The 12,973-nt window shown below is 67.9% G+C and carries 14 protein-coding genes; 6 read left to right on the top strand and 8 right to left on the bottom strand.

Annotated features, from left to right (window positions below; translation table 11 throughout):
• Positions 1–24: 24 nt before the first annotated feature.
• Genes ASF88_RS08360 through ASF88_RS08350 form a run of 3 tightly spaced genes read right to left on the bottom strand, consistent with a single transcriptional unit; the run spans position 25 to position 2,233 of the window.
• A complete protein-coding gene (locus ASF88_RS08360; RefSeq protein ID WP_055916291.1) occupies positions 25–774 on the bottom strand; it encodes a glycerophosphodiester phosphodiesterase family protein in 750 nt (249 codons plus the stop codon).
• Positions 771–1,736 carry an SPFH domain-containing protein gene (locus ASF88_RS08355; protein ID WP_055916289.1) on the bottom strand — a complete coding sequence of 322 codons (966 nt, stop codon included), beginning with the start codon at positions 1,734–1,736 and terminating at the stop codon, positions 771–773. Before ASF88_RS08355 ends, ASF88_RS08360 begins: the two co-directional genes overlap by 4 nt.
• Positions 1,733–2,233: an NfeD family protein gene (locus ASF88_RS08350; RefSeq protein WP_055916287.1), complete on the bottom strand. Its 501-nt coding sequence runs from the start codon at positions 2,231–2,233 to the stop codon at positions 1,733–1,735. Before ASF88_RS08350 ends, ASF88_RS08355 begins: the two co-directional genes overlap by 4 nt.
• A gap of 128 nt (positions 2,234–2,361) precedes the next feature.
• On the opposite strand from ASF88_RS08350, the gene ASF88_RS08345 reads away from it, so the two are divergent.
• Positions 2,362–3,150, top strand: a complete 789-nt coding sequence (locus ASF88_RS08345) for an SDR family oxidoreductase (RefSeq protein ID WP_055916285.1) — start codon at positions 2,362–2,364, stop codon at positions 3,148–3,150.
• A complete protein-coding gene (locus tag ASF88_RS08340; protein WP_055916284.1) occupies positions 3,147–5,144 on the top strand; it encodes a S9 family peptidase in 1,998 nt (665 codons plus the stop codon). Before ASF88_RS08345 ends, ASF88_RS08340 begins: the two co-directional genes overlap by 4 nt.
• Here the strand turns inward: ASF88_RS08340 and ASF88_RS08335 are convergent.
• Complete coding sequence (locus tag ASF88_RS08335; RefSeq protein WP_055916281.1) at positions 5,141–5,773, bottom strand: HdeD family acid-resistance protein; 633 nt, start codon at positions 5,771–5,773, stop codon at positions 5,141–5,143. The genes ASF88_RS08340 and ASF88_RS08335 overlap by 4 nt on opposite strands.
• A 178-nt stretch (positions 5,774–5,951) precedes the next feature.
• Between ASF88_RS08335 and ASF88_RS08330 the strand changes: the two genes are divergently transcribed.
• Complete coding sequence (locus ASF88_RS08330; protein ID WP_055916279.1) at positions 5,952–8,348, top strand: ATP-binding cassette domain-containing protein; 2,397 nt, start codon at positions 5,952–5,954, stop codon at positions 8,346–8,348.
• Positions 8,349–8,354: 6 nt separating this feature from the next.
• Here ASF88_RS08330 and ASF88_RS08325 read toward each other — a convergent pair whose 3' ends face one another.
• Entirely contained in the window at positions 8,355–8,999 is a 645-nt protein-coding gene (locus ASF88_RS08325) for a septum formation family protein (protein ID WP_055916277.1), read from the bottom strand.
• Between the two features lie 85 nt (positions 9,000–9,084).
• On the opposite strand from ASF88_RS08325, the gene ASF88_RS08320 reads away from it, so the two are divergent.
• A complete protein-coding gene (locus ASF88_RS08320; protein WP_200935243.1) occupies positions 9,085–9,663 on the top strand; it encodes a hypothetical protein in 579 nt (192 codons plus the stop codon).
• Here ASF88_RS08320 and ASF88_RS08315 read toward each other — a convergent pair.
• Positions 9,644–10,207, bottom strand: a complete 564-nt coding sequence (locus ASF88_RS08315; RefSeq protein WP_055916275.1) for a TetR/AcrR family transcriptional regulator — start codon at positions 10,205–10,207, stop codon at positions 9,644–9,646. The genes ASF88_RS08320 and ASF88_RS08315 overlap by 20 nt on opposite strands.
• Positions 10,208–10,246: 39 nt before the next feature.
• Between ASF88_RS08315 and ASF88_RS08310 the strand changes: the two genes are divergently transcribed.
• Together ASF88_RS08310 and ASF88_RS08305 are read left to right on the top strand one after the other, a co-directional pair.
• Positions 10,247–10,966 (top strand): MBL fold metallo-hydrolase, encoded by a 720-nt coding sequence (locus ASF88_RS08310; protein ID WP_055916273.1) that lies wholly within the window; start codon positions 10,247–10,249, stop codon positions 10,964–10,966.
• A gap of 248 nt (positions 10,967–11,214) precedes the next feature.
• Positions 11,215–11,604: a DUF1003 domain-containing protein gene (locus ASF88_RS08305; RefSeq protein ID WP_235493337.1), complete on the top strand. Its 390-nt coding sequence runs from the start codon at positions 11,215–11,217 to the stop codon at positions 11,602–11,604.
• A gap of 71 nt (positions 11,605–11,675) precedes the next feature.
• On the opposite strand, the gene ASF88_RS21115 is transcribed toward ASF88_RS08305, so the two are convergent.
• Together ASF88_RS21115 and ASF88_RS21110 are read right to left on the bottom strand one after the other, a co-directional pair.
• On the bottom strand, positions 11,676–11,978 hold the full coding sequence (locus tag ASF88_RS21115; protein ID WP_327063235.1) for a hypothetical protein: 303 nt from the start codon (positions 11,976–11,978) through the stop codon (positions 11,676–11,678).
• A 9-nt stretch (positions 11,979–11,987) separates the two neighbouring features.
• Positions 11,988–12,284 carry a class I SAM-dependent methyltransferase gene (locus tag ASF88_RS21110; RefSeq protein ID WP_327063234.1) on the bottom strand — a complete coding sequence of 99 codons (297 nt, stop codon included), beginning with the start codon at positions 12,282–12,284 and terminating at the stop codon, positions 11,988–11,990.
• Between the last annotated feature and the right edge of the window lie 689 nt (positions 12,285–12,973).

The raw sequence follows: 12,973 nt of genomic DNA, 5'->3' as shown, positions 1-12,973 counted from the left end.
ACAGCGTCGCGGCCGGGTGCAGCGTCAATTCCGTGCGCTGACCAGGTCTTTCAAGAGATCGCATCGGTTTGTGACGATACCGTCGACGCCGAGATCGAGCAGCCGGCTCATGGCCGCCAGGTCATCGACCGTCCAGACGTGCACTTCGGCTCCCGCGCGGTGCACCGCGCGGACCGTGCGCGCCGTCACGAGCCGGAGCGGCCCGCGCCGCTCCGGGATCTGTACGGCTGCGAACGGCCGTAGGGCACGTGACGTCAGCCGCCGGATTCCGAGCTTGGCACCGACGAGCGCGGGGACGAACTCCGAGACCGACGGCGAGACCGCGACGCCCGGAAGGGTGCTCGCGGCCGCCGCCCGCCTCGCGGCCGAGAAGCTCGTGAGGAGCACTCTGTCGGTGGCGCGCGCCGCGATGATCGCCTTTGCCGCGGGAGCCGCCGCACGCTCATCCTTGATGTCGATGTTGAAGCGGGCCTCCGGGAACGCGTCGAGGGCCTCCGCCAGCGACGGCAGGCTCTGGCCGTGCCCGAGCGGGATGCGCCGCAGTTCGGCCATGGTGAGGTGCTCGACACGCAGGTCGCGACCGGCGATCCGGGTGAGGTCCGGATCGTGGCTGATCACGGCGACTCCGTCGACGGAGCAGTGCACATCGGTCTCCAGATGCGTCGCGCCGGCGCTCAGCGCCTTCAGGAAGGCGAGGAGGGTGTTCTCCGGCGCGTCGAGCGCGAGGCCGCGGTGCGCGATGATGCGCGGCCGCGGCCCGTCGAGGAACGTCACGCCGGGGGAGCGGCCTGAGTCGAAGCCGGCACTATCGCCGGCCCGTCAGGAGAAGCGCCCGGCGCGCCCTTCGGCGCGAACGCCTGACCGATGCCCTTGAGTGCTTCCGTGAGTTCGCTCGGGATGACCCAGAGTTTGTTCGCAGAGCCCTCGGCGAGTTTCGGCAGGGTCTGCAGGTACTGGTAGGCCAGCAGCAGATTGTCGGGGTTGCCCTCGTGGATGGCGCTGAAGACCGTGGTGATCGCCTTCGCCTCGCCCTCCGCGCGAAGTACCGACGCCTTCGCGTCGCCCTCCGCCTTGAGGATCGCCGCCTGACGCATGCCCTCCGCGTTGAGGATCTCGGACTGTTTCGTTCCCTCGGCCGTCAGGATGAGCGCACGTCGGTCGCGCTCCGCGCGCATCTGCTTCTCCATCGAGTCCTGGATGGACACGGGCGGGTCGATCGCCTTCAGCTCGACGCGCGATACTCGGATGCCCCACTTGCCGGTGGCTTCGTCGAGGACCAGGCGCAGCTGGCCGTTGATGTTGTCGCGGCTGGTGAGCGCTGCCTCGAGGTTCAAGCCGCCGACGACGTTACGGAGCGTCGTGGTGGTGAGCTGTTCGACGGCGCCGAGGTAGTTGGCGATCTCATACGTCGCGGCGCGGGCGTCGGTGACCTGGAAGTAGACCACCGTGTCGATCGAGACGACGAGGTTGTCCTCGGTGATCACCGGCTGGGGAGGGAAAGAGACGACCTGCTCGCGCAGGTCGATGAGCGGGCGCACCTTGTCGATGAACGGGACGACCACGTTCAGACCAGGGGTGAGCGTCTTGTGATAGCGGCCGAGCCGCTCCACCACCCCTGCTCGCGCCTGCGGAATGATCCGGACGGCGCGGAACAACGTGACCAGCACGAAGATCGCGATCACCAGGATGATGATCGAGACCACGATGGTCACGACGAGCTGGGTGACTTCGGTCACGGGATGCTCCTCTCGGTGCGGCCGTCGGCTCCCGCCGACACAGGTGATGGGGCGACGACGGCGGTCGCGCCCTCGATGCTCAGGACGATGACGTGCTCGCCCGGAACGAGTTCGGCAGGGCCGCCCGACGCGGTCGCGAGGCGGGCGGTCCACGTCTCGCCGACGGCGAGCTTGACCAGCCCGGCGGTGCGCGAGACCGTCGAGACGACGACCGCGGACATCCCGATCAGCGCGTCCACATTGCTCTTGGTCGGGTCGCCTCCGCGCTTGAGCCGGTGCAGGAGGGGCGGCCGGATCCCGAAGAGCAGCACGACGGACAGGGCGGCGGCGATGATGAGCTGGAGCCACCACGGCGCGCCGAAGAGACCGGAGATCAGACCTCCGAGACTGCCGATCGCGATCATCAGGAAGACGAAGTCGAGCGTCAGCATCTCGATGATCACGAAGACCAGGATGAGGACCAGCCATGCGATCCAGGCGAACGATGTGATGTCCATCAGCGGCCCCCTCCCAGCATTCGCTTATGTCACTAACTTAATACGAAGCTAGCATCACAGCGCTCGGCCGCAGGGAACCCACTTGGTAGTCTCAGAAAGCCGTGTCGTCCAACGCTCTAGGAGTATCCGTGTCCAACCCGTCCGCGTCCGCCAGCCCGCTCGAGCCGGGCAGCCTCACCGGCAAGCGCGCCCTCGTCACCGGTTCGTCTCGAGGCATCGGCGCCGACACCGTGCAGTACCTCGCCGACGCCGGCGCGTCCGTCGCGATCAACTACCGCAACAAGGAGGCGCGCGCCGTCAAGCTGGCCGACGCCATCCGCGAGAAGGGCGGAACGGCGATCACCGTCGGCGCCGACCTGACCGACCCCGATTCGGTCGCGGCCCTGTTCCAGTCGGTGGCCGACGCGTGGGGCGGGCTCGACATCCTGGTGCTCAACGCCTCGGGCGGCATGGAGTCCGGGATGGCCGAGGACTATGCCATGCAGCTCAACCGCGACGCCCAGGTGAACGCTCTGAACGCCGCCGTGCCCCTGATGGGCCCCGGCTCCCGTGTGGTGTTCGTCACCAGCCACCAGGCGCACTTCATCCGCACGACGCCGACGATGCCTGAATACGAGGCGGTGGCCCTCAGCAAGCGGGCGGGCGAGGACGCCCTGCGCGCCCTCGTGCCCGGTCTCGCCGAGAAGGGCATCGAGTTCGTGGTGGTCTCGGGCGACATGATCGAGGGGACGATCACGGCGACGCTGCTCAACCGACTCAACCCGGGCGCCATCGACGCCCGCAAAGAGGCAGCCGGTCGGCTCTACAACGTCGGCGAGTTCGCCGCCGAAGTGGCCGCCGCCGCCGTCGAACCGGTCCCGGCCGACCGCACCCGCCTGGTGGGAGACGTGTCGAGCTTCGAGCCGGTCGCCGAATGAAGGCGGCCGATCTCGACCTCCTGACCGGCGTCTCGCGACCCACCGTGCACCCGGGCGGAGCCCGGGCGGTGGTCTCCGTGACGCACCCGTCGGTCACCGCCGACGCCGCCGTCGGGCAGCTCTGGAACATCCCGCTCTCCGGTCACGCGGCGCCGCGGCGACTCACGCGCGGCTTCCGCGACACCGCACCGCGGTTCTCGCCCGACGGACGCCTGATCGCCTTCCTGCGCTCGGCGCCGAAGGCACCGCCTCAGCTGTACGTCGTCGATGCCGCCGGAGGCGAGCCCGTCGTCGTCACGGACCGCACGCTCGGCGTGACGGAGTTCGCGTGGGCGCCGGACGGCCGCTCCCTGGCCTTCGTGAGCCGCGAGCCCGAGCAGGGCCGTTACGGAACGGTCGACGGCATCGCGCCCGACGCCGAGCGCCCTCGCCGCATCGACACAGTGAAATATCAGCAGAACGGGCTCGGCTACATCACCGACCGCCGCGCGCACGTCTACGTCGTGCCGGTGCCCGATGTCTGGGCCGCGCCCGCGATCTCACCCGTCGCGGAGCCGGACGGCTCGGTCGCGCCCGCCCCGACCCTCGCCGCGCCGCGTGCGCTCACCTCGGGGGACTGGGACGACACGACCATCGCCTTCTCGCCGGACGGCAGGACGCTGGCCTTCGTCTCGGCTCGTCACGAGAGCCGCGATCACGACCTCCGTTCGAGCGTCTTCCTGGTTCCGCTCGACGGCAGTGGCGACCCCGTCGATGCGACGGGCGAGCACGGCAGCTTCTCGATCGTCGCGGTGGCGTACGGGCTCAACGGCGTGCTCTACTTCAGCGCGCAGGACGTGGGGGAGAACGGCCGCGACTTCGTCGCCAGGAACACCGCGCTGTACGCGATCGATCGCCCGGGTTCGGCACCACGGCTGCTGACCGACCCGGAGGCGGTGGACCTGACCGAGTCGGAGATCGTCGCGTACCGCGACGACAGCGCGCTCGTGACCGATCGGAGCCGTGGGGCGTTGGTGCTCACGGAGATCAATGCGGACGGTTCCATGCGACGCCTCACCGACGCAGCGACCGTGGTCAACGGGGTCGGCACCGCGGGCGGAACGATAGTGGCCAGCATCGCGAACGCCGCGACCGCCGGGGATGTCGCGGTCGTCGACGACGACGGTGTGCGCACGCTCACGGACTTCTCGCGCGAACTGCGCGCGGCGGGCATCATCGCCCCGCGCGAGCTCACGGTGGAGGGCCGCGACGGTTACCCGATCCACGGCTGGGTCGTCGCCCCGCAGGACGCCGGCCCGCACCCGGTGCTGCTCAACATCCACGGCGGACCGTTCGCGGCCTACACCGGGGCGCTGTTCGACGAGGCCCAGGTGTACGCAGCCGCCGGCTACGCGGTCGTGATGTGCAACCCGCGCGGATCGGCCGGGTACGGCCAGAAGCACGGCCGCAGCATCCGGCAACGGATGGGGACGGTCGACCTCGACGACGTGCTCGACTTCCTCGACGGCGCCTGCGCCGACGTGGCCGGCCTCGACGCCGAGCGCGTCGGCATCATGGGAGGCTCCTACGGCGGCTACCTGACGGCGTGGACCATCGCGCACGACCACCGCTTCGCCGCCGCGATCGTGGAGCGCGGCTTCCTCGATCCGGCTGCGTTCATGGGCACGAGCGACATCGGCAGCTTCTTCAGCGACGAGTACACGGGCACCGACCCGGCCCTGATCGCCGCACAGAGCCCGCAGGCCGTCGTCGACCGGGTCGAGACGCCGACGCTTGTCATGCACTCGGCCAACGACCTTCGATGCCCGCTCGGCCAGGCGGAGCGCTATTACGCCGCTCTGCAGCGCAACGGAGTGGAGGCCGAACTCGTGATCTTCCCGGGCGAAGACCACGAGCTCAGCCGGAGCGGACGGCCCCGGCACCGTCGGGAGCGCTTCGAGATCATCCTCGATTGGTGGCAGCGCCACCTCCCGGTGCGGGCCGGCGGTCGCTAGCCGGCCGCCGGAGCGGCAGTGGTCGCCTTCAGCACGTCGCGGCCGAAGGTGAACGCGCGGACGATCCCGATGATCCCGAGCACGATCAGCGCGATCGCCGCGAAGAGGACGAGGAAGACCGCGGACGACGCGGGCAGGAAGAGCACGACGAGACCGGCGATGATGCTGAGGATCCCGTAGGCGATCGCCCACCCGGACGATGCAGCGCGCCCGGACTCGACCAGCGCCATGATGCCTTCGATGATCCAGCCGACGCCGATGAACGCCAGCGCGAAGATGACGAGCACGGTGGCGGCGGTCGACACGTTCTTGAGTGCCACGATGCCGGCGAACACGAGCAGGACGCCCAGGATGATGTTGAGCGTGCGGATGCCGCCTCCGATGCCGCGGGCGAAGATCCCGACACCGAGGCGCATGATCCCGGCGATCACGAAGTAGATACCGAGGAAGACGGCGAGCACGGCGATGGTCTTCGCCGGCCAGAAGAGCAGGACGACGCCGAGGATGACGGCGACGGCCCCGCTGATCCCGAGTACGGCGCGGATGCTGTTGATGGCCGAACGCGTCATCTGGGAGGCGTCGAGGGAGAGCTCGTGGACGGCGGACTGCAGTGGATCGGTGGAGGACATCGCGCACACCCTTTCAGAGTCTGCGGCCACGGCGTTCCCGGGCCGTGACCCAGACAATACTGAATATCGGCTGTGAGCGTCAGACCCCGTTCGGCGATTCGGCGGGCGCGGGGGAGAGGACGCGGTCGGAGGCACCTGCTTAGATCGAGGTGGAGACCGAGCGGACGGAGCACAGCGAATGACAACGGCCACCACAGCGACCACTTCGGCGATCGCCGCCTCGAGCGGCGAAGCGGCGGACGCCCACGACGTCATCCGAGTGCGCGGCGCGCGGGAGAACAACCTGAAGGACGTCAGCGTCGACCTCCCCAAGCGTCGTCTGACGGTGTTCACCGGCGTCTCCGGCTCGGGCAAGAGCTCGCTCGTCTTCGGCACGATCGCCGCCGAGTCGCAGCGGCTGATCAACGAGACCTACAGCGCGTTCGTGCAGGGGTTCATGCCGTCGCTCGCGCGTCCCGACGTCGATGTCCTCGAGGGCCTCACCACGGCGATCCTCGTCGATCAGGAGCGCATGGGCGCCAACGCGCGGTCGACCGTCGGCACCGTCACCGACGCGAATGCGATGTTGCGCATCCTGTTCAGCCGACTCGGGCAGCCGCACATCGGCTCGCCGCAGGCTTTCTCGTTCAACATCCCGACTGTGCGGGGGAGCGGCGCCATCACGATCGAGGGCAAGGAGGGGTCCACGGTCCGTCGGACGTTCGAGCAGACCGGAGGGATGTGCCCGCGCTGCGAGGGGATGGGCACGGCCTCCGAGATCGACCTCACCCAGCTCTACGACGAGACGAAATCGCTGAGCGGAGGCGCGATCACCGTGCCCGGCTATACGGCCGATGGCTGGTCCGTCCGCATGTTCAGCGAGTCGGGCTTCTTCGACGCCGACAAGCCGATCCGTGACTACTCGGAGACCGAGCTCCACGATTTCCTCTACAAGGAGCCGCTCAAGGTCAAGATCAACGGCATCAACCTCACCTACGAGGGACTCGTGCCGCGGGTGCAGAAGTCGATGCTGTCCAAGGACGTCGACGCGATGCAACCGCACATCCGGGCGTTCGTGGAGCGCGCGGTGACGTTCGCTCCGTGTCCCGAGTGTCACGGGACCCGGCTCAACGAAGGAGCGCGGTCGTCGCTGATCGGCGGCGTGAGCATCGCGGACGTCTGCGCGATGCAGCTCAGCGACCTCGCCGAGTGGGTCAGGCGGCTCGACGAGCCGACGGTCGCCCCGCTGCTCGCGAACCTCCAGAGCACGCTCGACTCCTTCGTCGACATCGGCCTCGGGTACCTCTCGCTCGACCGGCCCTCGGGCACTCTGTCGGGCGGGGAGGCCCAGCGGACCAAGATGATCCGTCACCTGGGGTCGTCGCTGACCGACATCACCTACGTCTTCGACGAGCCGTCGGTCGGGCTGCACCCGCACGACATGCAGCGGATGAACGGGCTGCTCGTGCAGCTGCGCGACAAGGGCAACACGGTGCTCGTGGTCGAGCACAAGCCCGAGATGATCGCGATCGCCGACCATGTCGTCGATCTGGGACCACGCGCGGGGACGGCCGGGGGAGAGATCGTCTACGAGGGGACGATCGAAGGATTGCGGGGGAGCAACACGCTCACTGGGCGTCACCTCGACGACCGCGCCTCGGTCAAGGACGCCGTCCGTGCGCGCACAGGCGTGCTGGAGGTACGCGAAGCTCGAGAGCACAACCTCCAGAACGTCGATGTGGACATCCCGCTCGGTGTCCTGGTGGTCATCACCGGTGTGGCGGGATCGGGAAAGAGCTCGCTCATCCACGGATCGGTCGGCACGCGTGACGACGTCGTCTCCATCGACCAGGCGGCGATCCGCGGCTCGCGGCGCAGCAACCCGGCGACCTACACGGGGCTGCTGGAACCGATCCGCAAGGCCTTCGCGAAGGCGAACGGCGTGAAACCCGCCCTGTTCAGCGCCAACTCGGAGGGCGCCTGCCCGAACTGCAACGGCGCCGGCGTCATCTACACCGATCTGGGCGTGATGGCCGGAGTCTCGACGATCTGCGAGGTGTGCGCGGGCAAGCGCTTCGACGCCTCGGTCCTGGAGTACCGGTTCGGTGGACTCGACATCAGCGAGGTCCTTGCGCTGTCGGTCGACGACGCGGAGTCGTTCTTCGCCGTCGGCGACGCCAAGCTCCCGGCGGCCCACGCCATCCTGCAGCGCCTTGCCGACGTCGGCCTCGGCTATCTGACCATCGGCCAGCCGCTCACGACTCTGTCCGGCGGCGAGCGCCAGCGCCTCAAGCTCGCGACGCACATGGCGGAGAAGGGTGGCGTGTACGTGCTCGACGAGCCGACGACGGGCCTGCACCTGGCCGACGTGGAGCAGCTGCTCGGCCTCCTGGATCGGCTCGTGGACTCCGGCAAGTCCGTCATCGTGATCGAGCACCACCAGGCCGTGATGGCGCACGCGGACTGGATCGTCGACCTCGGCCCCGGGGCCGGGCACGACGGCGGCCGGATCGTGTTCGAGGGCACCCCGGCCGAGCTCATCGCTACGCGCTCGACGCTGACGGGTCAGCACCTGGCGGAGTACGTCGGCGCCTGACGGGCGTCAGTGGGAGGCGACCGCACTCCCGGTCAATTCGTGACGCGAATACGTGTAGACGAAGCAGTAGTAGGAACGGTCTCCTGACGCCCACGAAGCTGCGGTGTCGGCGTAGCGCAGGTCGACCTGTACGTCCTCGTTCCAGACAGCGACCCAGTCCCAGTCGAGGTGTTGTTCGCAGAGGTCGCCGACCTGCGCGTCGAGCGCGTTCTTACCCGGGAAGGCCGCATCCGGTGACTGAGGGAGCTCGCCCTTCGACAGCAGTTGGGCGATGTGCGGCGACGCGCAGTCGATCACCGGGTACGCGACGGCGGTCTTCGAGGTGTAGGTCTGCACGCAGTCACCCGCCGTGAGGGTGCCGACCAACCGGAACGGCACTGTCGCGGCCGGCGGTGTCGAGGTCGGACGGGGCGGAAGGCCCAGGGGAGTGGGCGCAAGGTTCAGGTGCGCTGCGGCGTTCTGGGACGGCGACGGTGACGACTCGGTTGCGGGCGCGTGGCCGGACGTGGGCGCGAGAGCGAACGCGGCTACACCAGCGAAGACGACCGCCACGGCTGCGGTGACAGCCACGAGGACGATCCAGCCACGCCGCGACAGGCCGTCGGAGCTGCCGGCGGTTGCCGGCTCGTCGCGCGATGGGCTGCCTCTCACGGTTTCATCCTACGATCCGTGCACCGCCCGAGCTCGAGCTCGCCGAGCAGCGCCCAGCGTGCTGAAGGGCGGATACCCTTGATCCGTGCAACAACCCCTCGGATACGTGGAGACCGTACGTATTCAGGTCGGCGGGCTCACCCGCGCTCAGCTGCGGGCGTCACTGCTCTCGCGGGACGTTCATCTCAACGGGCATGCCGAGGCACTGCTCGAGCATCCCGTCTTCGACCTGCGAGACCGCGAAGAGATCGGTATCGTCGAATGCGAGGTCGGCGACTTCGACCTGCGGAAGGGCGGGACGTTGCCCGAGGTCTTCGCGGCGGCTCGCGACCGCGGGCTCGCACTGTGTCCGCCTGACACAGGTCCGTACCTCCGACTCGCGCTGACCTCGCAGGCGAACGCACCCGACTCGGTGCTGTCCGCGGGCAGATCGCCCGCAGGCGCGCTCAAAGTCGCCGCGGCACCCCTGAGCGACGACGTGGAGTTCCCGAAGGGTTTCTACCTCCGCGTGGTCGACGACCGGCAGTGGCTGCGCGGTTTCCGCTGCGACGACGAGTATCGGTTCGCACTCGAGGATCGATTCGCGTTCCGGCTGCCGGACCAGCGCATGAGCCAACCGGAGGTCGGCGACTCGCCGACGTCGATCACTCGTCGACGACCGTGAGCGACGCCACGATCCGCTTGAGGCCCCATCGCCAGGCGTGATCGACGTCGCCGCCGAGGCCGAACATCCCTCCGAGTTCCATCGTGATGAACCCGTTCGCCCACGCCGTGACGAGACGCGCGCCCGCCAATGCATGGTCGGGTCCGGTGAGTGCCGTCACGGCGTCGAGCAGAGGCGCGGCGCTGCGTGCCACTGCCACCGGCTCCGGCCTCGGTGTGCTGTGGCTGGCGAACACAAGGCCGAAGCCCACTGGATGGTCGTGAGCGAACCGGCGAAGAGCATCGGCCTGCGCCATGAGCCGTCGGGTGGGATCGGGTTGGTCGGACGTCGCCGCGAGACGATCGGTCAGGTCTTCGATCGTGGCAGCCACGACGAGCGCCAGCAGTTCGCGCCGATCGCGGACCCGTTTGTACAGCGACGGGGCGCGCACCCCGACGCGTTGCGCGACGGCCTGCATCGTCAGACCGTCCAGCCCGCCGTGCTCGATGAGCTCACGGCCCGCGGCCACGATCGCCGTGCGCGAGGTCTTCTCGGGAGTCGGCATGCTTGCATCTCCTCTCCATAGCTAACTAGCATAGCCATCATGGAACTCGCACCCGGTCTTCGTCGTATCGGCAGCGACATCGTCGCCGTCCATCTCGTCGTCACCGACGACGGAATGACCCTCATCGACACAGGGCTCCCAGGCCACTACAACGATCTGAAGAAGGAGCTCGCCGCCTTGGGCCGTCCGCTGGCGGACATCAAGGGCATCGTGCTGACGCATGGCGACAGCGATCACACCGGCTTCGCCGAGCGGCTGCGCGCAGAGCTCGGCATCCCCGTCTACGTGGGCGCCGCCGATGCAGCACGGGCGATGGGGGAGAAGCCACCGTCGCCGCCGAAGGATCGCCGCAAGCTCGGCCCAGTGCTCGGCTTCTTCGCGTACGCGATCCGCAAGGGTGGCGTGCGCATGCCGGCTGTCAAAGAGGTCGTGCCCGTCTCCGACGGCGATGTGCTCGAGCTGCCCGGCGCGCCCGTCATCATCGGAATGCCAGGCCATTCGCCCGGGAGCGTCGCGATCCATGTTCCCGCAGTGCGGGCCGTGTTCGTCGGCGACGAGCTCACCACGCGGAGCGTGCTGACCGGCGAGGCTGGACCGCAGCCCGCGCCGTTCACCGATGACCAAGCGGAATCGTCCGTCTCGCTGGAGAAGCTCGCACGCCTCGACGTCGACTTCGTGATCCCAGGCCACGGACCGGTGTGGACCCAGGGCGCACCTGCTCTGATCGCGGCTTACCGCGAAGCGGAGACGCGAGGCTAGGCGGCCTGGTCGGCTTCGCGGTCTGCCTGACTCCTGCGCAGTACGCTCACCTCATCGGTGGGAGGGACCCGCCGGGAGACTGGAGCAGAGCGATGTCACAGCCGTCTTCCTCTCACGGAACATCCGGATCCCCGAATCCGCGGGGAACCGCAGCCACCGTCAGCGCACGTGCTCCCGAGAGCCGGCGCCCGTTCCTCAGGCCCAGCCGCCTGCTCGCCAACGCCCCCCACGAGAAGCTGCACCCCGCCGTGCTCGCCGAAGCTCAACGCCGCGCTTCAAGCGTTCAGCTACGAATCGCCGACGCGATCACGGCGTTCGCCGGGTCGATGATGTTCGTCTATCTGCACATCGTGCTTTTCGCGGTGTGGATGCTCGTGATCGAGAAGAGCCCGTGGCCGACGCTGACACTCATCGTCTCGCTCGAGGCGATCTTCCTGTCGACGTTCGTCATGATCGGGCAGAACCGACAGGCCGCCTTCCAGCAGTCGAAAGCTGACCACGACTACATCGCCCAGCAGAAACTGCTCGAGGAGAACACCGAGCTCACTCGCACGATTCACACGCTGACCCAGGAAATGCATGCACGGATGCTCGGGAACGGGACTCCATCGGCCGGCACGTCTGACACACCTCGCTAGCGCGCCTCCGGCGTGGCTCTCGTCATGAGCCAACCGGCAGGAGGGGGAGTTGCCGAGGCGGGGCTGTCGACCTAACGGATGTGCGCCAGCCTTCGGGCAACGATCGCGCCTTGCGGGCGAGCGCCCGCCTCCACCCGCTCATAGGTCTCTGCAACCTCGAATCCGGCAGCCTCCACCTCCGAGGCGAGTCGGGCCACAGGCCAGCGGTATGCGTCGATCACGGCATGCGGGAAGCGCTCGAGAGTGGGCCAGGAGAAGAAGCCGATCAGGAGGCCCCCGCGGGGGCGCAGGACACGGCCGAACTCCTGCAGCGGTTTCTGGATGTCGTCCGGTTCACGGTGGATCAGCGAGTACCAGGAAAGCACCCCGGCCACCGAGGAGGATCAGGCGTCCAAGTCGTCGAGACGCCCGACATCGAAGCGGATCCCGGGATACTCTTTCCGCGCTCGCACGATGAACGCGGGAACCAGGTCCACACCGCGTGCATCATGTCCTCGTGAGACGAGGTGGTTCGTCCACTGTCCGGGCCCACAGCCGGCGTCGATCACGGGACCGGAGAGCCCGTCGGCCCACGTCGAGACCAGATGGAGGTCTGCGTGGTGCACCGGGGCCATCGAGCCGAACAACGTGATGTATTCCGCCGACCGGCGCGTGTAGGCATCCGCCACTCCACTAGACACAGGTTCAGCGTATGGACGGGCGGAAGCAGATCGATGGAGGCTCGCTCGCATGCGCTGATAATGCACATTATGTCAGCTTGTATCGGACGAATTGGCGAATCTGCAGACAGACCTCCCCAATGCCCCAGCCGGGATGTCCCCTATTTCGCTCAGAACGGTTGCATTCGCGTCGGAAGAACCAGTTTGAATCTCAAACAAGATGCAGGACTGCATACAAGAACGCGAGGGCCGAAGCGATCATCATCAGGATGCCTGTAACAAGAATTGCAATCGACGAGGGTGCAGACCAATTGCCACCTCGCATCCACCTAGGGAGATCCTCTTTGACGAGCTCCTCGGAACCTCTCCTCGCGTTCCTTGCCAATCTTCGCCGGAAGATGACACATATCAGCCCGATGACGAAGCCAAAGGGACCTGCTATCAGCGCGCGGTGGCGAAGACAGCGTCTCTGCAACGGCGAGAGACTGAGCGCTGGATACCGGAAGGTCCCATAACACGCTCTGCGTGCGCCATGCGACGAAGCTCAGTTGTCTCGCGTTGACCACGAGAGCGAATGCAGGCGGCAGGCGGGGTCCGCCTAAGGACCGTACTGCACGCGCCGTGGTTGGAAACCGAACTGCAAGTACCGCGGAGGCCGCCGGGAAACGAGCCATCAAATCGGTCACTCTCGGATCCTAGGGCCTCTCACC

The organism is Leifsonia sp. Leaf336, assembly GCF_001423695.1.
GTDB lineage: Bacteria > Actinomycetota > Actinomycetes > Actinomycetales > Microbacteriaceae > Leifsonia.
The sequence above is the reverse complement of the archived record's forward strand: the minus strand, read 5'-3'. Positions and strand labels throughout refer to the sequence as shown.

What these genes read in the sequence shown, in the direction of transcription:
- ASF88_RS08335 (WP_055916281.1), bottom strand. Translation starts at nt 5,773, where the DNA reads ATGTCCTCCACCGATCCACTGCAGTCCGCCGTCCACGAGCTCTCCCTC.
- ASF88_RS08340 (WP_055916284.1), top strand. Translation starts at nt 3,147, where the DNA reads ATGAAGGCGGCCGATCTCGACCTCCTGACCGGCGTCTCGCGACCCACC.
- ASF88_RS08310 (WP_055916273.1), top strand. Translation starts at nt 10,247, where the DNA reads ATGGAACTCGCACCCGGTCTTCGTCGTATCGGCAGCGACATCGTCGCC.
- ASF88_RS08350 (WP_055916287.1), bottom strand. Translation starts at nt 2,233, where the DNA reads ATGGACATCACATCGTTCGCCTGGATCGCATGGCTGGTCCTCATCCTG.
- ASF88_RS08315 (WP_055916275.1), bottom strand. Translation starts at nt 10,207, where the DNA reads ATGCCGACTCCCGAGAAGACCTCGCGCACGGCGATCGTGGCCGCGGGC.
- ASF88_RS08330 (WP_055916279.1), top strand. Translation starts at nt 5,952, where the DNA reads ATGACAACGGCCACCACAGCGACCACTTCGGCGATCGCCGCCTCGAGC.